Below are 18,943 nucleotides of genomic sequence, written 5' to 3'. Positions count from 1 at the left end.
CAAAAACCGACCATTTTTAGTGAGTCAAGAGGAACTCATACTACATTGTAAAAAGGGTGACCGTAGGGCGCAGGAGCATCTGTACCGCACCTATTCTGGTGTACTCTACGGAATATGCGTTAAATATTCAAGAAATAAGACAGAAGCAGAGGACAGTCTGCATGATAGTTTTATGACCATTTATGAAAAAATAGGTCAGTTTTCTTCTAAAGGATCTTTTGAAGGTTGGTTGAAACGTATAACTGTTAATACTGTGCTACAAAAATACAGGAAAGAAAAGCATTTATCTGTTGTAAACGAAAACAAAGAAGAAGAGGTAACGATAGATACGCAAGACAACGATATCTCTTTGCAGACCCTTTTGGGGTATATTAAAGAACTTCCGAACAAGTACAGAACCACATTTAACCTTTATGTTTTGGACGGCCATACACACAAGGAAATTGGTGAGTTATTAGGGACAACGGCAGGGACGTCGAAGTCGAATCTTGCGCGTGCACGAATACTTTTAAAAGAAAAAATAGAAACGAAAGTTCTCCAGACCATTATAGGCATAGCCGTTTTGGTTGGAAATTGTTTTTGATTCTTAGGAATCGCTATAAAAATAAGTCTTAAAAAGATGAACAAAAAAAAATTAGACGAACTGTTCCGAGATACCCTCTCAGATTTCAAGGAAGCTCCCAACGATAGCGTTTGGGCTTCTATTGAAGCTTCGCTGGACAAAAAGAAAAGGAAACGAGTTCTGCCCTTATGGTGGTCTCTTGGTAGTATTGCCGCAGCCTTGTTGGTAGGGTTCCTTATTTTTAATCCCTTCAATAAAAGCAGCACTACAGAGCAGAATAACACAGACCCTATTACAGATTCAAACGATGCTTCTAGAGTATTAAAAATAGACCAAAATAACGAAGAAGCCATTGAAGTGACCACAGATAATAAAACCAAATTCATTTTAGAAGAAACCGAAGTACAGGTCGTAAATAATGACGATAGTCAAAATAATTCTTTTAAAAATGCGCAAGATGCAAACCAGCAAAAGAAGGACGTAACTGGTAGCGATTGGTCTAAAGAAAAAGAGGCTATGGTACAAACTCAAAACATAGGGGACCAAAATAGCAACAAACTAAAAAACAAAGCATATCAGGATATCAATAAACTGAAAACCGAGGATGCTATTGCTGAATCACAAGAATCGCATCAACAAACAACTAAGGAAACAAATGCTGCGCAACATTTGGATGTGGTAGAAAAAATAGCCGGTAACAGGGAAACAGCGATTGCTATCAACAATACTGAAATAGCACAGAAAAAATCAACTACAAACGGGTCAATAGATTCGGATGCGGTAGAAAAATTAAATGCTACGAGTAAAGAATACCAAGTAGCAGCAAATGAAGCTGAACATAAAAAAGACAGCCTAAATACGGGTAATAAGAAATCTATTTTCGACGAAATAGAAATGAAAGAAGAAGACGCTGTTGCAAAAGCATCTACTAAAAAATGGTCGGCCGGGCCCAGTGTAGCACCTGTATACTTTAATGCTATAGGCGAAGGTTCTTCCGTGCACTCTATCTTTGTGCCAAATTCTAAATCGGGCAACATTAATATGAGTTATGGGTTATCCGTAGGATACGAAATAAGTCCTAAACTTACAGTTCGCTCAGGAATTCATAAAGTAGACTATGGTTATGACACTAATGATATCGCCTTTTCATCCTCTCCTGTAGCCTCTACTAACGGACAAATAGATAACATAAACTATCGGGTAACCTCTAAAAATTTAGTTATTTCCAGCAAACCAGGTGGAAGCGCTCTTGAACAGGCTCCCACTAATTCATTAGACGTTTCTGCTCAAAGTGTAGAAAAAGAAGGTGTCATGACACAGCAAATGGGTTATTTAGAAATTCCGGTAGAATTAAATTACGCACTTATAGACAAGAAGTTTGGGCTAAATGTTATCGGTGGAGTAAGTTCCTTGTTTTTGGTAGACAACTCCGTGGCACTAACTTCTGGAGACCTTATTACAGAAATGGGCGATGCAAATAATTTAAACGACCTTAATTTCAGTGCAAATTTTGGGCTTGGTGTTAACTATAAATTTTCACAGAATATTCAATTGAACATTGAACCTGTATTCAAATATCAGCTAAATACCTTTTCGGAAACAAATGGAACATTTAACCCTTATGCCTTGGGTGTTTACAGCGGACTTAGCTTTAAGTTTTAATACTAGTGCTTAAATCGGATAGAATTACGTCTCTTACCTCTTCCCGTAAGGTTGATGTATCGTCTTGGGCTAAAATCCCCGTTTCAAGAAACTCATGGACTATGGCGCGACTAATTCCTGGTCCTCCACTGAAGAACGTAAAAGAAAACCTCTTTTTGTTGTCGTAAAATGTTATAGGTACTACCGCTATGTTATGACTGATTGCCATTCTAAAAGCACCGTCCTTAAATTTATCCAGTAAAATATGTTCTTCTGGCACGCCTCCTTCCGGAAAAATACAAATACTTAACCCTTGATTGAGTCTTTTTTGTGCCCTACGATAAACCGCCGTTCTACTGCGGGTGTCTTCCCTATCTACCAAAATACAAACCCTTTTATAGAAAAAACCAAATAAGGGTATTTTGACTAATTCCTTTTTACCTACAAATACAAAAGGATTTTTACTCACATAGAGCATTAACATAATATCCAACATACTGGTATGATTGGCGACTAACATGTAGCTCTCCCCTTTAACCAAATGTTGCTCATACACCACTTTTGGAGGACAGCCCATACCATACAGAATAGGTTTGGCCCATATATTACGTGCCATCCAAAAAAATTGAGGATACCATGTCTGCTTGGAAGCAAATAACAACAGCAATGGGAAAAAAAGGAGTATGGGTAAGGCCACCATAATATAAAACCAAACACGGTACAATACATGGCCAATACGCCTAATCATTTTGAGCATGAATCAAAAATAGGTATTTCGGCTCTTATTTTTTGATTTGTTTTACCTTTGCTTTCTTATCATAAAAGCAAATGGCTAGAATATTAACCGGTATCCAAAGCACAGGAACTCCACATTTAGGAAACATCCTAGGTGCAATTATCCCCGCCATAGAAATGGCGCAAAACCCAAAAAACGAGTCCTTTCTGTTTATTGCAGATATGCATTCCCTTACCCAAATAAAAGATGGGACTGAACTTAGAAATAACACCTATGCTACCGCCGCTACATGGCTGGCCTTTGGACTAGATGTAGAGAAAACAGTTTTCTACAGACAAAGTGATGTTCCTCAAGTAACAGAACTATCTTGGTACCTCAGCTGCTTTTTTCCCTACCAACGCCTTACGTTGGCACACTCCTTTAAAGATAAATCTGATCGTTTGGAAGATATCAATGCAGGGCTCTTTACCTATCCTATGCTCATGGCAGCGGATATTCTACTGTACGATGCTAACATTGTACCCGTAGGAAAAGACCAAATGCAACATATAGAAATGACCCGTGATGTAGCTTCCCGTTTCCATGCACAATTGGGCGATACCTTTGTATTACCTGACGGAAAAGTACAAGAAGACACCATGTACATTCCCGGAACAGATGGGGCTAAAATGAGCAAGAGCAAAGGAAATCTTATAAATCTTTTTCAGAGCGATAAAAAACTCCGGAAACAGATCATGGGCATACAAACCGATAGTACGCCTATGGAAGCACCAAAAGACCCAAGTACGGACAACGTATTTGCACTTTATAAAATATTGGCGTCACAGCCACAGATAGAGGACATGAGCGCCAACTACTTGGCCGGAAATTATGGTTATGGACATGCCAAACAAGCTTTATACGAGGTTATCGAAAACAAATTTGAAGAACCACGTGAAAAGTTTGAATACTACATGAACCATTTAAACGAAATAGACGAAGCTTTAGGTTTAGGTGCCGAAAAAGCTAGGAAAGTAGCCGATGGGGTTTTGGAACGCGTTAGAGAGAAGCTAGGGTATTAATACCCATTATTTTTCGATGGCTAATAATTCCATTTCAAAAATCAATGCGGCATAAGGGGGAATTTCACCGCCGCCAGCACCTCTTGGTCCATAGGCCAAATCTTGGGGTATAAATACCTTCCATTTAGAACCGACCGGCATTAGTAACAAAGCTTCTGTCCAGCCACTAATAACCTGAGAAACTCCAAAACTAGTTGGTTCGCCTCGCTCTATGGAACTGTCAAATACCCTTCCTTCAATGAGTGTTCCTGTGTAATGCACTTTTACCTTGTCCGTTGCTAGAGGAATGGCACCATCGCTTTTATTTATAATTTCATACTGTAGACCGCTTTCGGTAGTAACTATTTCGGGTCTTTTTCCATTCTCATCCAAGAAACGTTCGCCTTCCGCACTTTGTTCTTCGGCTAATGCCTCTTGTTTTCCTTGAATTGTGTTCTGAATAAGTTTTTGCGCCTCTTTAAATGAGATTTTTTCTTCGCCCTTAATAACATCTTGTAAGGCTATGGAGAAGGCATGATAGGATAGCGAATCAAAACCTACGGTCTTTAGGTTGCGCCCAATACTTGTGCCAAAGGCATAGCTAAACCTTTGTAGGCTATCCTGTAGGTTCAATTCCTTGGCTTTCGCTATTACATCCAATTGGGACTGCATTTCGACAGCTTGTACTTTTAACTGTGTTACTTCTTTAATCAAGTCCCTTTTTTTCTGGCCAAAACTGATTAAACCAAAAAGAAATACTACTAGAACAACAATCGACTTCTGCATTTATTTGTTTTTATGGAATGCGAAAATAACTAAAATCTGAAAATAACTATTTATCCTTCCTTATTTTATATTCAACTAGTTCTCAAATAAGAAACCCTAGTAATCGCTTATATCTAAAACCTCATAAGGATTAAAGCTTTTCTTTCAGATTCAAAAAGTCTAACACAAACAGAAAAAATGAATAGCATAACCAAATTACTACTTCCGTTAAATTTTTTGATTCTTCTTTAGCACAAACTGAAAAAGACAACTTTTATTTAAGCTCGATGGCGCAATATCCATTGGTCGCAATAGTGAAAAAGTAACATCTGATGATTTTGAAGAAGACAGATTCAAAAGCTTTAATTTCTCAATTTCTCCCGCAGTTGGTTTCTTTATTGTAAACAACCTTGTAGTTGGAGCAAATATCCAATATTCAAATCTTACATCTACCACTTACGAGGATTCATTTAATGGAATAAGTGAATTTGAAAACAAGTCTAACCGTATTGTTTATCAAAATTTTTGGGGATAATATTTTAAAACTGGAAAAGTTTTGCCTTTTTTGGAAGCTACTGGTGGCATTGGCATTATAAAAACTGAAAGTAATTTTACCGATAATTTATTTAAGAGTAACATCGTTCAATTTGGTGGTGGTGCTGGAATTGTAATATCTTTAAGCAATAAGGTCACTTTCGATGTAATTTTAAATTGGTCTTCTTTTATATTTAAGGGCCGTGTGAATAACATACCTGATTTACAAACTGTAAATCAGATCATTAATTTTTCAACTGGTTTTTCAATTTATCTTGGCAGCTAACTATCTATGGTGATTTTAATAGTATTAATTTTTTGCCACCTGTTCTCGGTAGCCTAAAAATAGCTTATTCACTAGGCAAAATCTGCAAGATTAAAAAACAGAGGCTAAAATCATTAATGAAATCTCCTTTAGGATTTTGGGATAAGATGTACATGGCTTTTGTTATACATGCTTAATGTTGCGGCCAACAGTTACAAACTTGTATTAGTATCAAATAGAATAAACCAATTGGTCGGTTTAAGAAAAATCCACCCATAAGACACGGACTAAATAGAGCGTCATCCAAAATCAAAAACCCGATAAACTGCACGATATCATAATTTGTTAGATTAGAAAAAGTAAGTTTTAGACCGAGTAGTCGGTAAATTTTCTAAATAGCCTCGAATAATTTTCCTGGTAAAGGCCGGACCACACCTTTCATTTCCATAGTCAATAAGGTAGAAGAGGCCTTAAAAATGGGAATCTTACAAGAGAGGGCAACGCTGTCCAATAATTGTTTGCCATTTTGCTGTAAGTAGGTGTAAATGATTTGTTCCGTTTCATCCAAATCTACAAATAACTGTTTTTGTACGGACTTCGTTTCCATTTCTTCCAAATCCCAATCCAACAGATAAATCAAATCAGCTGCAGAAGTGAGCATATGGGCTTTTTGCTGTTTTATAAGGTTATTACAACCCAAACTATATGTATCAGACGTGCGCCCTGGAACAGCAAAAACATCTCTGTTGTAACTATTGGCAATATCGGCAGTAACCAAGCTTCCTCCTTTTTCAGCCGATTCTACAACCAAAGTAGCTTCGCTCATACCCGCAATAATGCGGTTTCTTTTTAGAAAGTTCTCTCGTTCCGGACTACTCGTACTCCAGAATTCCGTAAAGAATCCTCCGTTAGCGCAAACATCAGCCTGGTATTTGGCATGTATCTTAGGATATATCTGGTTTAAACCATGTGCCAAACAGCCTATTGTCTGTAATCCGTGTTTTATAGCCTCCCGTTGTATGCAAATATCTACTCCATACGCAAAACCACTTACTATAATTGGGTTCAAGGGAGCAATATCCGCAATAAACCGTTCACAAAATGCGGTACCATAACTTGTAACTTTCCGAGTACCGACAACGCTAATGAGCTTTCGTCCTTCTAAATCTATCTTTCCTTTTTTAAAAAGCAAGATGGGACTATCGATACAGTGTTTTAGGTAGTGTGGAAAGTCTGCGTCTTGAAAGTAGGTCCACTCCACATCATTAGAAGTTATAAACAGACACTCCATTTCGGCAGCCTCCAAATGTTCAGCATCGAACAAATATCTAATGGTATGCGTGCCAATACCATCAATCTGTAATAAATGACTCCGTTTGGCTTCAAAAATATCAGATGGACTACCAAAGTGCGTAATAAGTCGTTTTGCTATTACATCTCCAATATTAGGCACGTGTTGCAATCTTAAGATTGCAATCAGCTCATCCGTAGTATGTTGGAATTGTTTCATCATGATCTGCAAAATACCACAAATATTAATGTTAATAAAAAGTTAGGGCAAGGGTTTTTATGCCCCTTATTTTTTTGATATTTGTTGTCTATGGTACTAGAACACTATATCGGCGAATTGCTTTACAGGTATAACTGTGTGGCTGTCCCAACATTTGGGGCTTTCCTTACACAAAAGACCTCGGCGCGAATCAATGATAACACCAATACTTTCTTTGCTCCAACCAAAGCTATTGGTTTTAACCAACAGTTGACTTCCAACGACGGACTTTTAGTTTCTCACATTGCAGAAGCTGAAAAAACTTCGTTTGAAACGGTCCTGTCTGGTATAGAGGAGATAGCCAAGCAATGGAAAACACAATTGGCCACTGAAGAAAAGTTAGACCTACAACACATTGGTTTATTATGGACCAATGCCGAAGGTAAAATTCAGTTTCAACCTTCTTTGGAAGTCAATTACCTTACTTCCTCCTTTGGTTTGGCACCTTTTAACGCTATACCGGTAATTCGGGAAGTTTTAAAGGAAGAGATAGTCGCTATTGAAGAGAAAATACCATTTATGATTAGTCCGGAGCAGCGCGAAAGCATTTCTTTTAGGCCTTATTTAAAATATGCCGCGATTCTTCTCCTAGCTCTTTCAACCGGACTTACAGGATATCGTTTTTACCATAATGGCCTGCTAAACGAGGAAGTTGTTCGACAAGACGCCCAAAACCAAGTAACCAAACAAATACAAGAGGCTACTTTTTTTAATACCTCCCCCTTAGAACTTCCTACCGTTAAGGTTGACGCTATTTCCATACGAGAAAAAACAATTACTACTGCAAAACACCATATTGTTGCCGGTGCCTTTAGAGTAAAAGCCAATGCGGATAGAAAAATAGTAAGCTTGCAAAACAAAGGCTACAATGCTGCTTATTATGGCGCCAATGCGTATGGCCTGCATATGGTTACCTATGATCGCAGTAATAATCCCCAAGAGGCACTAGAAGCTTTAAGAGCGATTAAGCGAAGCGAATCTTCCGATGCGTGGTTGCTTTCTGAAAAATAGGAGACTCCTACCCCCTGAAGAGTACCTTGGTATTCTACCGAGACTAAATGCTATCGTAAATTAATTTTTTGTGTTAAGGCAATTTCTCCAAATTAACTCTAATTCTGTATTCTATCCTTTTTTAGCCCCGTACCTTTGCAAAAACTATTTTTTTGATGGAATCAAAATCACCCTCAGCATCTAGAACTACCATGACAGATATGGTGCTCCCCAGTGAAACAAACCCTTTAAACAACTTATTTGGAGGCGAGCTTTTAGCACGTATGGATCGAGCGGCGAGTATCGCAGCAAGAAGGCATAGTAGGCGCATTACAGTTACGGCTTCTGTAAACCATGTTGCTTTTAACAGAGCAGTTCCTGTAGGTAGTGTTGTTACCGTTGAGGCGGCAGTTTCGCGTGCATTCAAAACTTCTATGGAAGTCTATATCGATGTGTGGATGGAAGATCGTTTTAGTGGTGAAAGAACAAAAGCAAACGAAGCTATTTATACTTTTGTAGCCGTGGATGAGACAGGAAAGCCTACCGAAGTACCGCAGTTATCCCCAGAAACTGATTTGGAAAAAGAACGCTTTGCAGGAGCCTTACGAAGAAAACAGCTCAGTTTAGTTCTTGCAGGCAAAATGAAACCAGATGAGGCTACGGAGCTGAAGGCTTTGTTTATGGGTTCTTAAACATAAAAATGGACGGGATGGGTGGCTGTGCACTCATTTTGACTTAAACTAGCCAAATAAGTGACATCAGCAGTAATTAATTCAAAATCAAAATATCGGTATTGGAAGAGATGCGGCGACTAGGTGCCGATTTAAGGATAGTTCCCTCCCCTTTTTGAAGGTTCGAGCAGAGGAAGACCTAGGTAATTGATTTATCGTATTTCTTAACCAATCTGAGGCAAACACCTTACCTCCCATGAACGTAGACAAAGCTTCATACTAAAGGTATTTTCCTTACAGAAATCTAGCAGAGACTGCGGAACCAAGTGGGGATGGAATTTCGTCTAATTTACCATAGGTACTATTTTGGCGTCGGTCGTTACATCCTCCAAATGTTATTGAAAAAAATCGCTTACGCCTATTGCCCTCACTTTTTTTCTGTGTACAACTGTTCCAAAGCCTGCTAAGTTTCATTGTATTTACCTTTTACTGGCCAATGAAACAAATCTAGGCAATCTAATTACAAACGTTACAAACTATCCTAAAACGACCGTAAGGCAGCATCATATCCTTGGTCTGCATTCCAAACTTTGGAAACTATAAAAACCGCTTCCCTTGGGACATGGCTTCCTTTAATACCTATGCCTATTCCATTTTAATTCTTATACACAAACAAGCATCTGTATACCTATAACCAACGTTAAAAGCGTCTTTAATAGCTTCTGCAGCCTTATTGTGGTTGTATTGGAGATAGGTGAAAAGGACCAAATAGTGCACATACACTCCCTTGTGACGTGTAGACCCTCCTTTTATATTTGTTATTACAGGTGTTTGCATAACACTGTCTTATAATTGATACACCCATTCTTCCGGGTTTAATTTTAATGTGTTCTGATACAGATAAAACTTTAATCGGGTCTGACCGCTGGAAGCATTGGTATAGACCGTTCCTAATTCTTCCTTGATAGCTACTTTATCTCCTTTTTTAACAAAGAGCTGATCTAAATTATAATACGTGCTGATAAAATTACCGTGCTTTATCTGCACCCCTCTTTTTCCGCCAGGGACAGAAAGAATCGCAATAACCTCGCCTTCAAAAATTGCCCTCGCTTTGGCACCGGAATCCGTAGCGATAATCACCCCATTACTCTCGTGCTTGATACCAGGATAAATAGGGTCTTTATAAATACCAAAACCCTGACTTTTTATCCCCTTTTCTACAGGCCAAATGAGCTTACCCTTATTGGCCGAAAAATTATTGGCTATCAGCGTTGCCTCTGGCGTTAACAGGAACTCACTACTAGAACTTTTAGTGGTTTTTATACCTGTTTTTTTGTTAGATGCGGCAATGGCATTACGTATCAGTTTTTGTATCTCCCGATCTATCTTCTTAGCCTCCCGCTTCTTATTATCTATGGCACTGGAGTACTTACCCTCGTTCTTGCGTATAGTTCCTAACAAAGCTTTCTGATCTTGGATTTCACCAAATAGGGCGTCTTTAGCTTTTCGGTTTTGTGCCAATAAAACTTCTTTAACTTTCCGCTCTTCGTTCAAATCACTATTTAAACGGGATAAATCGTCCGTTTTTACAACGATTTTTTCTCCCTGCTCCCTTCTGTAGTCCGTATACTGCTTCATGTATTGAAGTCTTTTAAACGCTTGGAAAAAACTCTCAGAGGATAACAAAAACATCAATCTATTCTGTTTGGATTTGTTCTGATAGGATTTTTGTACCATGGTGGCGTACTCATCCTTTACTTGTCCGAGTTCATTTTTTAGCTTTCCTATATTCCTGATATTCGTATTTATTTGCCGGTTGAGCAAATTGGATTGTTGATTGGTGACCCGAATCAACTCTTGGCGCACGGTAATTTTTTTATCCAGTGCCTCCATTTGATCCAACACATTTCCTTTTTCCTTCTTTTCGGCAAAGAGCAAGCGGTTAATATCTCTTATTTCTTGCTGTAGTTTTTCGCGCTTTTCCTCAAGTGCTTTTTGTTCCGTAGTCTGGCCACAGGCAGTCTGAACCGTAAAGGTCATAAATAATATAAAACACAATCGTAACCCTGTTTTAAGACCCATATTATTCTAGCACGATTTCTTTGTACCCCTTTGGAATAGCATAAGGAAAATTAAGCTTCTGGTTCAATTCTAAATTCCTATACTCCAAAGTTATCGCATTTTCTATAGTCCCATCTATCGCACTGATAGAAATTACATTTGGCCACACTGTTGGGCCAACGCTTTGATAGTTTTTATAGTTGATTTGAAGAAGCCTTCCTTTTATGGGTTGGGAAACTTGTTGTGTAGCCATTTTAAAGTTGTTGGGCTCTATTTGAAATAGCACTTTAAATAGTTCTCTCGCAGTTTTAGGGGTAAGTCTGTAATTATTATCTGTTATACTGATACCGTATTTATCCTTTTTTAAATCGAAGATAGCCTCCCCTAAGAGCAGATTTTGTACACTATTAAAATCTACCTCCGTGCCTAAAAGTTGACTGAGGTATGAAAAATTTCCATCAAAATAATCGTTTTGTAATTTGTTATAAAAAGAAACCCTGTCTGGGGTAATATAGGCCTTTACAATTCCCAAAGGGGCGCTCATCCAAATACCTTTATCCTTTTCCATCCGCAGGCTAACCGTAAAGCTTTGGCCATCCTCGCCATTGGAATAGTCAATTTTCACCTTTCCTCTTAGCGTCTTAAAATTGGTTTTGTTCTGGTAATGGGCCTTAATGATTGTTTTTGCAGATAGACGTTCATCTATGCTGCCATTGCTTAGTACTTTGGTGCCTTTACAAGAGAATACCAATAGGGTTAAAACCCCATAAGCGCATCCCCTTAGATACTGAGTTAAACTACTTGCCATAATTAAAATCCGGGTTTTACCTTACGAAGGTACATATTTGCCTTAGAAGGGTTGGATATTGCGTTGTATGCTGTGGAGAGTTCTGTATAAATCTTATTCGCTAGAGAAATATCACTGACCATATAATCGAGGGCTATTTCCAAAATTTCAATGGCTTCTTTATGCTTCCCCTTCTTACTCAAAGCATAACCATTGGCATAATAAAAATAAGGCTGTGCGGGGTAATTTCCCAGCGCCTCTTCAGAAACCTGCAACAATATAGAATTATCGGACGGCGTCATAAATAGACCGCGTATTCTTGCCTTATAACTTTCTAAATCACGTTTATCGCTATTTACAACCGCTGTGGTGACCGATATGCTTTTGGTATTTTTTGTCTTTTTTGCTAACGCGTCCTTTATGTTCTGTTCCAACACCATGGCCTTTTTGGATTTTTTAAAAGATTGAAACAAGGCTAAAGCTTCTTCATACTTCTCCAGATTATAGTATATACGTGCTAAGTTTTCCTGTATGCTGCTATTCTCCATTGGAATATCATTGGTTACCGAAGCAATATCGTTTCCTTGCTTTTTTATAGTTGTCATTAAGGTATTCAGATACCAATAATTTTCTGGAACCGCTGAAACTGCCGCTATAGCATAGCCCTTTGATTTTACATAATCCTTATCCAAAAAATAGACTCTGGCCAACTCATGGCTTACGGCCTCATTATCGGGCTGTAGGCGTTTGCATTCCAATAAAAAATTAATGGCCCTATCGTAGTTCTGAATACCCTTTTGTTTGAGTCCTTCAAAGAAATTTTCTTGAAATTCGTCAGAATATTCTTCTAGAAAGACCTCGGCACTTTCTTCTACCTGAATTTCGGGTGCTTCTTGGGTATAGCTATGCAATGGAACACATAATATTCCAAAAAGCAACAGTAAAAGGAAATGTCCAACTTTCATACCTACACATCAATTTCCCCATTTGGGGTTAGGGTACTTTACTTAACCCCTGTACTTCCAAAACCACCTTCACCCCTAACGGTATCAGATAATAGTTCAACATGCTCCCACTCTGCACGCTCGTGCTTTGCAATGACCATTTGTGCAATACGTTCCCCATTTTCAATTACAAATGCTTCATTGGAAAGATTTACCAAAATAACCCCTACTTCACCTCTATAATCTGCATCAATAGTACCTGGCGCGTTCAATACTGTAATCCCTTTTTTTGCCGCCAGTCCGCTTCTAGGCCGCACTTGTGCCTCGTAACCCACTGGAAGCTCCATGAAAAGGCCTGTTTTAATTATCGTTCTTGCAAGGGGCGCCAACGTAACAGGTTCGGATATGTTGGCACGTAAATCCATCCCTGCAGATGCTCCTGTTTCGTAATGCGGCAATTCGTGTGCCGATTTATTTATTATATTGATTTTCATCTATTTTAAAAAAACTTTTTTAAGGTTATCAGCTTCCAATTTATAAACCAGTCCAAGAAATATGACCAGTAGTATGCCGCCGATTATCAAATTCCTATCAAAAATATAAAACGACAGGATTGAAAAAAGGATTGATACTCCTAAATAAAAACCAATTTTTCTAAAATTATACGGAATAGGATAATACATACGGCCAAAATAAAAAGAAAGCAACATCATAGTGCCATAAGCTACTAATGTTGCGACAGCCGAAGCCATATAGCTAAAATACTGTATCAGGGCAAAGTTGATGATGATGGTAAGCACTGCTCCAATCATTGAAATATACGCCCCAAACTTTGTACGGTCGGTAACCTTGTACCATACAGACAGGTTATTATAGATCCCCAAGAAAAAACTGGCCAGTAAAATAATGGGCACCGCAGGCATGGCATCCCAATACGCTTCATTTCTGACAAAAAGTTCTTTTAATACATCTGCAAACACCACTACTACCAATAAAATAATACTCCCCAGTACTACAAAATAATTCGTAATCTGCGCATAGGCTTTTTGAGGGTTCTTGGTCTCTGAGTGACTAAAGAAAAAGGGTTCTATCCCCATTCTAAATGCAGTAGTAAATAAGGTCATAAAAACAGCCAGTTTAATACAGGCTCCATATTTACCTACTTCCGCGCTGGCAATGTCATCAGGTAGTAAGCGTTCCAACAGAATCTTATCCAAAACTTCATTTACTGTAAAAGCTGCACCTGCTATTAGAATGGGCATAGCATAACGCATCATTTTTTTCCAAAGACCAGCATCGAATACATATGGGCGTCTCATATATACCCTGAGCATCAATAAAAACGTAATGCCACTTGCTATGAGATTAGCTATTAGTATGTATGAAATTTCAAAATCTTCGATATACAACGCGCTGAACACTCCTGTTCCTTCTGGCGAAACTAGGTCGGGTAAAAGAATCAAAAAGAAAACCGTTAGCCCCAGATTCATTACCACGTTGGCTATTTTAACCATAGCGTAGCGCATAGGCTTTTCATTAGCCCGTAACCAAGCAAAAGGTATGATTACCAACGCATCTAAAGTAAGGATGCCAAATACATAACTCATATACTTTGGTTTAATCTCCAGTAGTTCGGACAACGCTCCCTTAAAAATAAATCCTATAATCAGAAAGGATAAGGTAGTAGCTAGAATGGAAAGTAAGGACGTTGTTACTACTTTCTTTCGCTGGTCCGCTTCCTTATAGAACCGAAAGAAAGTAGTCTCCATTCCGTAGGCCAAGAATACATTAAAAATAGCGAAATAGGCAAATATCACTATAACTTCTCCATAAGACCCAGGAAGCATTACCGCTGTATAAATAGGCACTAATATGACATTGAGCATCCTTGGCAACACGGTTGCCAGCCCATAAATAGCCGTTTGTTGAAAAAGTTTTTTAAGTGGATTCAAACAAATTGTATTGAAGCCTTAAAAGTACCTATTTAGACCCTGTAAACAAAGTTACTTTTAGGGATACTGTTATGAATGAACGGACACTTTTCTTTTATCCAATTTTTCACTATCCGACTTATGAGCGTACATCAATCTAAAATCATACGAGATAAATAGGCTAAACACTATAGAAATTCCTCTTGCAATCGTTTTAAATTATTCATTTCAATCCTAATTTGTTTGGCTATGAAAATTGATAAAACGATTAACAACACAATGGAAGATACAACGATATAGGTATAGAATCCCGAAGACAAATTAGCTTTAAAAAGCGGCAAGAGTATTAGAAATCCCGCAACATAACTTAGAATAAGTAGTGGTGTCCATCCAAAATGTACAAATTTCCGACTGTTATAATATCCGATTAAGCCGTTTCTAAAATCCGTACTGTGTGCTACCGCATTCATTTTTCTAAGTTTTCGCATGCTTAACACTTCAAATAGGATACGTATCAGCAGACTCCCAATCATAAGAGAAATTCCTAGAATGACTTGTTGGCTGCGATATCCTGATATATAAAAGAAAAACACCACTAATATAATTGCGGTAATCCCTAATACTACATTTGTTATGCGTTGTTTATTTTTAATTTTCCGCAATCCGTTCAACACCTCTTGAAATCCTTGTTCTGTTACTTGTATTTCGGGTTGATTTTTCCAATTTGATTCTAACTCTTCAAAATTATACATGGGATACACATTTTGTTAATTGCATTTTAATTCGATGTATTCGCGTACGAATCGCATCATGTTTTATTCCGATGATATCGGATATTTCCTTGTGCGGAAGTCCTTCTAGCACTAATAAAATAATAGCACGGTTTGTTTCTGATAGCTTCTTTATACACGCATACAACAGCGCTAGTTGATGTGCTTTATCTGCATCAGGATGTTCTTCACTAATCTCAGGAACATCGGCAATAGCAATTGTTCTGGAACTCTTTTTTGTAGTTCTTAGGTTAGACAGACAAGTGTTCACGCTTATTCTGTAAATCCATGTGCTGATACTACTTTCGTTTCTAAAGTATTCTAAATTTTCCCATATCTTTATAAAGATTTCTTGGGTTACATCTTTGGCTAAATCTTGATCTCCTGCAACATAGCCTAGACATAAGCGCATCACCTTAGCATAATGTGCGGTATACAGCTCTTTATATTTTTTTTCGATGCTATTCATTAATTCCCCAAACTAGTGATTAATTTTTCTTGAAACCATATAGGACTGTCGTACATAATAAAATGGGCCGCATCGGCTGCAAATTCAATTTCATAATTTTGTAGCTTCTTGTACTGCTTTACATACGTACTCTTAACCATTTCCAAACCATAAGGCTGTGCTGCTGCCAAAATAATGACAGGAATATTGATTTTGCCAATATCTTCTCTTAAGTCAAGCTTTAATAGGTCTGTATAGCCGTACACATAGGTTTCTCTGTCGGCTTGAAGTATCCAATCTTTAATTTGACCTTGTTTTTCTTTATTCATCGACATTCCAGTAGCCCTTTGAGCAGCCATAACAGCAAAGGATGCGTTATCCATTGCCAACATTTGTTTGTTCCACGGACTTTCGTATACAAGCGCTTCGCTATTAAAATTCGGCATCATGAGTGCTCCAGTGGAAGGTAATGCATCTACTACTATTATTTTTGAAAAGGGATGTTCTGTTTCCGTAGCCAACCAAAGACCCAAAGTGCCACCCAAACTGTGTCCAACAATTATTGGGTTTTTTAGGTTTTGTTCTTTTACATAGGCTTCTACTCCCGTTTTTATTTTTGGAAACCAAGGTTTCTCTATCGGGGCTACATCCCCAAAACCTGCAAAAGTAAAGACATGGCACTCGTAATTTTTAGCAAGTTCCATAACCGTATCTTCCCAAACATCTGCGGTACACGTAAAACCTGGGAAAAGTAGAATAGGCTGTCCGGCACCTTTTACCTGTACTTCAAAAGGGTGGTCTTGCGCGTTTATGCAATTGAACGTAATAATAATTAGAACGAGATGGGTGATTTTCAATGCTTTCATTGTATCTGTATTTAGGATTTTCCTTTTAGATACATTTTTTAGCAAATGTTACATCCGCTTTAAAAAAACTTTTATTTATTCATGAAAGCACAGCTCGAAGGCCTAAACTCTTGGCTTACTTTGAAGAAACCACAGAAGATAGTTCGTCCTCTTCATCAGAAAGACTCATCCTGTTCATGGCTAATGAAGCAAAAATAAGCGCCACAAGAAGGAAAATGGACGCTAAGGCATAGGGTGCTCCTGGAAAGTATATTTCGCTTTCTGGGCGGATAAAATAATAGAACACTGGTGAGAAAGTCAATTGACCCAAAATAGCGGTAACACTTACCAAACCGGTAATCGCTCCCTGTAGATTCCCCTGTTCCTTTTCCGAAACCTGATTTGAAATAACACCCTGTACAGTTGGACCGGCAACTCCACCCAGTGCATAAGGGATAAGAAAGGCGTATAACATCCAAGGTTCCTCTGCTAAGGAAAAAAGAAACATACCAACGGTCCAAAGCAAAAATCCAGAAATAACGACAGTTTTACGTCCGAACCTTTTTACTGCGACCCCTACCAAAAACCCTTGAGCTATGGAAACGAAAAGGCCAACAACCATTAAAGAAATACCAATATCCCTAGGGCTCCAATCATAGCGCTCTATACCATAGTAGGACCATGTGGACGGTAAGGCCTGCCCCGCCAAGTTTGCCAAAAAAAATGCGGAAATAAGTAGTAAAACACCTTTGTAATTTCGAAGACTAACCAAAGAAACCCCTGGAATCATTTTAACCAAATTGATAGGTCGTCTATTCTCAACCGCTAGGGACTCCGGCACAAAGAACCAACCAAATAGAAAGTTGGCAAAGGTGAGTCCGGCGGCTATGTAAAAGGGTAATCTAATATCAATTTCTCCGAAAAAACCTCCAATACCTGGGCCTATGATAAATCCTAAGCCAAACGCGGCTCCAATGAGTCCAAAGTTCTTTGCCTTTTCTTGCTTGGTACTAATATCAGCTATATAAGCAGAGGCAACGGTAAAACTTGCTCCAGTAATACCTGCCAAAAACCTACCTATGAACAACCATGTTATCGTAGGTGCCCATGCATGTATAAGGTAATCTATACTTAATCCTAAAAGCGCCATCAACAGAATGGGTCGCCTACCAAATCGATCCGAAATCTCTCCTAACACCGGAGAAAACAAGAACTGCATCCCAGCGAAGGCCGTTGTCAACCACATACCGTAAATAACTGCCATGTGGGTTCCTTCACCGGTTAGCTCCATGATTAGCTCCGGTATTATGGGTAGTATAATTCCAATACCGATGACATCAACAAGTATGGTAATGAAAATAAAAAGTAAGGCAGTTTTCTTAGCTTTCATGCGATTGCAAAAATCGGATAAAAATGAGGTATAATATCCATTTTATCCGTAAAAAAACCTCACGTTTTGTGAGGTTTATATTTAGTTATAAGCTTTTACTAGTATGACCCTTCGACCGAAATTAGTATGAAATCTTAGTTATTTAATGCCTCAGCACCGCCAACAATTTCTAAAATCTCATTGGTAATAGCAGCTTGTCTTGCTTTATTATATGTTAATTTCAATTCATCTCTAAGCTCAGTAGCATTATCCGTTGCTTTATGCATCGCTGTCATCCGCGCACCATGCTCACTTGCAAACGAGTCCCTAATAGCCTTGTACAATTGCATTTTTAAAGATTTAGGAATCAACTGCTCTATAATTTCCATTTTAGATGGCTCAAACGTATAATCTGCGCTTGAATTTTCGTCACCTACCATTGGAACAATAGGTAAAAACTGTTCAGTCATTACGATTTGAGTAGCTGCGTTCTTGAACTTGTTATACACAATTTCAATTTTATCGTAGGAACCATTTGTAAACTGCTCCATTAAACCCTCGGCTATCTCCGCGACATTATCAAAAGTAAGGTCTTCGTAAACTGAACTATGATTCGAAAGAACCGTATACTTTTTTACTAAAAAATCGTTTGCCTTTTTTCCAACAGCAATAAAATCTACTTGCTTATCCGCATAAACAGTATCCGCTAAATTCGTACTCTGCTTTAGAATATTGGTATTGAAAGCACCACATAAGCCTCTGTTTGAGGTAATGGCAACGATTAATACTTTGTTTACCGTTCTATTATCAGCATACTTACTTCCGGAATCCGAATCCATACTGGCACTAAGTCCCTGTAGTAATTCTGTCAGCTTATCGGCATAAGGCCTCATTGCTGTGATTGCATCTTGGGCCTTTTTTAACTTAGCAGCAGAAACCATTTTCATGGCACTGGTAATCTGCATCGTTGATGACACCGATGCTATTCTGTTCCGTATTTCCTTTAAATTGGCCATTTTCTATCAGTATTGAGTG

General features: G+C 38.3%; 20 protein-coding genes. 6 read left to right on the top strand and 14 right to left on the bottom strand.

The features are described from left to right. Positions 1 to 19 precede the first annotated feature (19 nt). A complete protein-coding gene (locus Q360_RS0107885) occupies positions 20 to 583 on the top strand; it encodes an RNA polymerase sigma factor (protein ID WP_027076606.1) in 564 nt (187 codons plus the stop codon). A 36-nt stretch (positions 584 to 619) separates the two neighbouring features. After that, the gene (locus tag Q360_RS24595; protein ID WP_051554629.1) at positions 620 to 2,224 is read left to right on the top strand and encodes an outer membrane beta-barrel protein; all 1,605 of its coding nucleotides are present in this window, start codon (positions 620 to 622) and stop codon (positions 2,222 to 2,224) included. Here the strand turns inward: Q360_RS24595 and Q360_RS0107875 are convergent. Next, positions 2,214 to 2,960, bottom strand: coding sequence for a lysophospholipid acyltransferase family protein (locus Q360_RS0107875; protein ID WP_027076605.1), 747 nt, complete (start codon positions 2,958 to 2,960; stop codon positions 2,214 to 2,216). The two genes, Q360_RS24595 and Q360_RS0107875, sit on opposite strands and share 11 nt — an antisense overlap. Before the next feature lie 71 nt (positions 2,961 to 3,031). Between Q360_RS0107875 and trpS the strand changes: the two genes are divergently transcribed. Further along, positions 3,032 to 4,000: a tryptophan--tRNA ligase gene (gene trpS, locus Q360_RS0107870; RefSeq protein WP_027076604.1), complete on the top strand. Its 969-nt coding sequence runs from the start codon at positions 3,032 to 3,034 to the stop codon at positions 3,998 to 4,000. Between the two features lie 6 nt (positions 4,001 to 4,006). Here the strand turns inward: trpS and Q360_RS0107865 are convergent, their stop codons facing one another. Beyond that, on the bottom strand, positions 4,007 to 4,765 hold the full coding sequence (locus Q360_RS0107865; protein WP_084273393.1) for an FKBP-type peptidyl-prolyl cis-trans isomerase: 759 nt from the start codon (positions 4,763 to 4,765) through the stop codon (positions 4,007 to 4,009). Positions 4,766 to 5,300: 535 nt separating this feature from the next. On the opposite strand from Q360_RS0107865, the gene Q360_RS0107860 reads away from it, so the two are divergent. Beyond that, on the top strand, positions 5,301 to 5,564 hold the full coding sequence (locus Q360_RS0107860) for a hypothetical protein (RefSeq protein ID WP_027076602.1): 264 nt from the start codon (positions 5,301 to 5,303) through the stop codon (positions 5,562 to 5,564). A gap of 370 nt (positions 5,565 to 5,934) precedes the next feature. On the opposite strand, the gene dprA is transcribed toward Q360_RS0107860, so the two are convergent. Beyond that, positions 5,935 to 7,056 carry a DNA-processing protein DprA gene (gene dprA, locus Q360_RS0107855; RefSeq protein WP_245603216.1) on the bottom strand — a complete coding sequence of 374 codons (1,122 nt, stop codon included), beginning with the start codon at positions 7,054 to 7,056 and terminating at the stop codon, positions 5,935 to 5,937. An 87-nt stretch (positions 7,057 to 7,143) separates the two neighbouring features. Between dprA and Q360_RS0107850 the strand changes: the two genes are divergently transcribed. Next, a complete protein-coding gene (locus Q360_RS0107850; protein ID WP_027076600.1) occupies positions 7,144 to 8,103 on the top strand; it encodes an HU domain-containing protein in 960 nt (319 codons plus the stop codon). A gap of 155 nt (positions 8,104 to 8,258) precedes the next feature. Then, the gene (locus Q360_RS0107845) at positions 8,259 to 8,774 is read left to right on the top strand and encodes an acyl-CoA thioesterase (RefSeq protein WP_027076599.1); all 516 of its coding nucleotides are present in this window, start codon (positions 8,259 to 8,261) and stop codon (positions 8,772 to 8,774) included. 624 nt (positions 8,775 to 9,398) lie between these two features. Here Q360_RS0107845 and Q360_RS25710 read toward each other — a convergent pair. The 11 genes from Q360_RS25710 to atpG all read right to left on the bottom strand — a co-directional run bounded on the left by Q360_RS25710 (position 9,399) and on the right by atpG (position 18,924). Further along, positions 9,399 to 9,590 carry a hypothetical protein gene (locus tag Q360_RS25710; protein WP_156950051.1) on the bottom strand — a complete coding sequence of 64 codons (192 nt, stop codon included), beginning with the start codon at positions 9,588 to 9,590 and terminating at the stop codon, positions 9,399 to 9,401. Positions 9,591 to 9,599: 9 nt separating this feature from the next. Then, a complete protein-coding gene (locus Q360_RS0107840; protein ID WP_027076598.1) occupies positions 9,600 to 10,835 on the bottom strand; it encodes a murein hydrolase activator EnvC family protein in 1,236 nt (411 codons plus the stop codon). Position 10,836: 1 nt separating this feature from the next. Beyond that, positions 10,837 to 11,622, bottom strand: coding sequence for a DUF4292 domain-containing protein (locus Q360_RS0107835; protein WP_036195421.1), 786 nt, complete (start codon positions 11,620 to 11,622; stop codon positions 10,837 to 10,839). 2 nt (positions 11,623 to 11,624) lie between these two features. Continuing rightward, complete coding sequence (locus tag Q360_RS0107830; RefSeq protein WP_027076596.1) at positions 11,625 to 12,566, bottom strand: tetratricopeptide repeat protein; 942 nt, start codon at positions 12,564 to 12,566, stop codon at positions 11,625 to 11,627. A gap of 38 nt (positions 12,567 to 12,604) precedes the next feature. After that, positions 12,605 to 13,039, bottom strand: coding sequence for a dUTP diphosphatase (dut, locus tag Q360_RS0107825; RefSeq protein WP_027076595.1), 435 nt, complete (start codon positions 13,037 to 13,039; stop codon positions 12,605 to 12,607). Next, positions 13,040 to 14,497: a lipopolysaccharide biosynthesis protein gene (locus Q360_RS0107820; protein WP_027076594.1), complete on the bottom strand. Its 1,458-nt coding sequence runs from the start codon at positions 14,495 to 14,497 to the stop codon at positions 13,040 to 13,042. It abuts the gene before it with no gap. Positions 14,498 to 14,664: 167 nt separating this feature from the next. Further along, positions 14,665 to 15,228 carry a hypothetical protein gene (locus Q360_RS0107815; RefSeq protein ID WP_027076593.1) on the bottom strand — a complete coding sequence of 188 codons (564 nt, stop codon included), beginning with the start codon at positions 15,226 to 15,228 and terminating at the stop codon, positions 14,665 to 14,667. Then, on the bottom strand, positions 15,221 to 15,715 hold the full coding sequence (locus tag Q360_RS0107810) for an RNA polymerase sigma factor (protein ID WP_027076592.1): 495 nt from the start codon (positions 15,713 to 15,715) through the stop codon (positions 15,221 to 15,223). The genes Q360_RS0107815 and Q360_RS0107810 overlap by 8 nt, the downstream gene beginning before the upstream one ends. Continuing rightward, positions 15,715 to 16,560, bottom strand: coding sequence for an alpha/beta fold hydrolase (locus Q360_RS0107805; protein ID WP_027076591.1), 846 nt, complete (start codon positions 16,558 to 16,560; stop codon positions 15,715 to 15,717). Before Q360_RS0107805 ends, Q360_RS0107810 begins: the two co-directional genes overlap by 1 nt. A 115-nt stretch (positions 16,561 to 16,675) precedes the next feature. After that, the gene (locus tag Q360_RS22745; RefSeq protein ID WP_084273392.1) at positions 16,676 to 17,929 is read right to left on the bottom strand and encodes a TCR/Tet family MFS transporter; all 1,254 of its coding nucleotides are present in this window, start codon (positions 17,927 to 17,929) and stop codon (positions 16,676 to 16,678) included. Positions 17,930 to 18,063: 134 nt separating this feature from the next. Beyond that, a complete protein-coding gene (gene atpG / locus Q360_RS0107795; protein WP_027076590.1) occupies positions 18,064 to 18,924 on the bottom strand; it encodes an ATP synthase F1 subunit gamma in 861 nt (286 codons plus the stop codon). Between the last annotated feature and the right edge of the window lie 19 nt (positions 18,925 to 18,943).

It is taken from the genome of Maribacter antarcticus DSM 21422, from assembly GCF_000621125.1.
GTDB classification, from domain to species: Bacteria; Bacteroidota; Bacteroidia; order Flavobacteriales; family Flavobacteriaceae; genus Maribacter; species Maribacter antarcticus.
This window is presented reverse-complemented; position numbering and strand designations above follow the sequence as displayed.

Coding starts and splice junctions, on each gene's coding strand:
- Q360_RS22745 (WP_084273392.1), bottom strand. CDS start 17,929: ATGAAAGCTAAGAAAACTGCCTTACTTTTTATTTTCATTACCATACTT.
- Q360_RS0107835 (WP_036195421.1), bottom strand. CDS start 11,622: ATGGCAAGTAGTTTAACTCAGTATCTAAGGGGATGCGCTTATGGGGTT.
- dprA (WP_245603216.1), bottom strand. CDS start 7,056: ATGATGAAACAATTCCAACATACTACGGATGAGCTGATTGCAATCTTA.
- Q360_RS0107850 (WP_027076600.1), top strand. CDS start 7,144: ATGGTACTAGAACACTATATCGGCGAATTGCTTTACAGGTATAACTGT.
- Q360_RS0107845 (WP_027076599.1), top strand. CDS start 8,259: ATGGAATCAAAATCACCCTCAGCATCTAGAACTACCATGACAGATATG.
- dut (WP_027076595.1), bottom strand. CDS start 13,039: ATGAAAATCAATATAATAAATAAATCGGCACACGAATTGCCGCATTAC.
- Q360_RS0107865 (WP_084273393.1), bottom strand. CDS start 4,765: ATGCAGAAGTCGATTGTTGTTCTAGTAGTATTTCTTTTTGGTTTAATC.
- Q360_RS0107830 (WP_027076596.1), bottom strand. CDS start 12,566: ATGAAAGTTGGACATTTCCTTTTACTGTTGCTTTTTGGAATATTATGT.
- Q360_RS0107840 (WP_027076598.1), bottom strand. CDS start 10,835: ATGGGTCTTAAAACAGGGTTACGATTGTGTTTTATATTATTTATGACC.
- Q360_RS25710 (WP_156950051.1), bottom strand. CDS start 9,590: ATGCAAACACCTGTAATAACAAATATAAAAGGAGGGTCTACACGTCAC.
- Q360_RS24595 (WP_051554629.1), top strand. CDS start 620: ATGAACAAAAAAAAATTAGACGAACTGTTCCGAGATACCCTCTCAGAT.
- atpG (WP_027076590.1), bottom strand. CDS start 18,924: ATGGCCAATTTAAAGGAAATACGGAACAGAATAGCATCGGTGTCATCA.
- Q360_RS0107810 (WP_027076592.1), bottom strand. CDS start 15,715: ATGAATAGCATCGAAAAAAAATATAAAGAGCTGTATACCGCACATTAT.
- Q360_RS0107815 (WP_027076593.1), bottom strand. CDS start 15,228: ATGTATAATTTTGAAGAGTTAGAATCAAATTGGAAAAATCAACCCGAA.
- Q360_RS0107875 (WP_027076605.1), bottom strand. CDS start 2,960: ATGCTCAAAATGATTAGGCGTATTGGCCATGTATTGTACCGTGTTTGG.
- Q360_RS0107805 (WP_027076591.1), bottom strand. CDS start 16,560: ATGAAAGCATTGAAAATCACCCATCTCGTTCTAATTATTATTACGTTC.
- trpS (WP_027076604.1), top strand. CDS start 3,032: ATGGCTAGAATATTAACCGGTATCCAAAGCACAGGAACTCCACATTTA.